The organism is Luteococcus sp. Sow4_B9 (genome assembly GCF_052116585.1).
Taxonomy (GTDB): Bacteria; Actinomycetota; Actinomycetes; order Propionibacteriales; family Propionibacteriaceae; genus Luteococcus.
Window position 1 is genome coordinate 1 of sequence record NZ_JBQKKT010000071.1, and the last position, 658, is coordinate 658.

Sequence of the window (658 nt, forward strand, 5' to 3'; positions counted from 1 at the left end):
CTGTTGAAGGGCTACCCCACCGGGATGCGGGTCATCGTCCGCCGGGAACGCCCCCACCCCGGCGCCCAGCTCCGCTTCGACGACGTCGACGGCTACCGGCTCACCGCCTTCGTCACCAACAGCCGCACCGGCCAGTTGGCTGACCTGGAGATGCGACACCGCCGCCGGGCTCGTTGCGAGGACCGCATCCGCACCGCCAAGGATGCTGGCCTGACCAACCTGCCGCTGCAAGGGTTCGCGCAGAACCGCATCTGGCTGCTCATCGTCCAGCTCGCCAACGAGCTGCTCGCCTGGATGGCCATGCTCGCCCTCCAGGGCCCGGCCCGGCGGTGGGAACCCAAAACCCTGCGACACCGGATCTTCACCATCGCCGCGACCCTCGCCCACACGGGAAGGCGCACCATCCTGCACCTCAAACAGACCAGCCCCTGGTCCACGACCATCCTGGACGGCTGGACCCGGCTCGCCGCCCTGACGCCACCCTGACCCAGCCGCCACCCGACCCGACGACCGCCACCACCCTTCGGCAGTGGAACCGACGCCCACCCGCAACGACATGCGGGAAACTGTCACACCCACATGCCAGAATCAAGAACACGAGACCAGCAACGACGCTGAACCGTCAATCCATCAGCCCTCATGAAAGATCGAGGCTAGT

Annotated in this window: 1 protein-coding gene; it reads left to right on the plus strand. The window is 67.3% G+C overall.

Features of this window, described 5'->3' with window-relative positions:
- Window positions 1-486: transposase (locus ACTQ49_RS14995; protein WP_441828635.1), on the plus strand; the 486-nt coding region annotated here is incomplete at its 5' end.
- Window positions 487-658 lie beyond the last annotated feature (172 nt).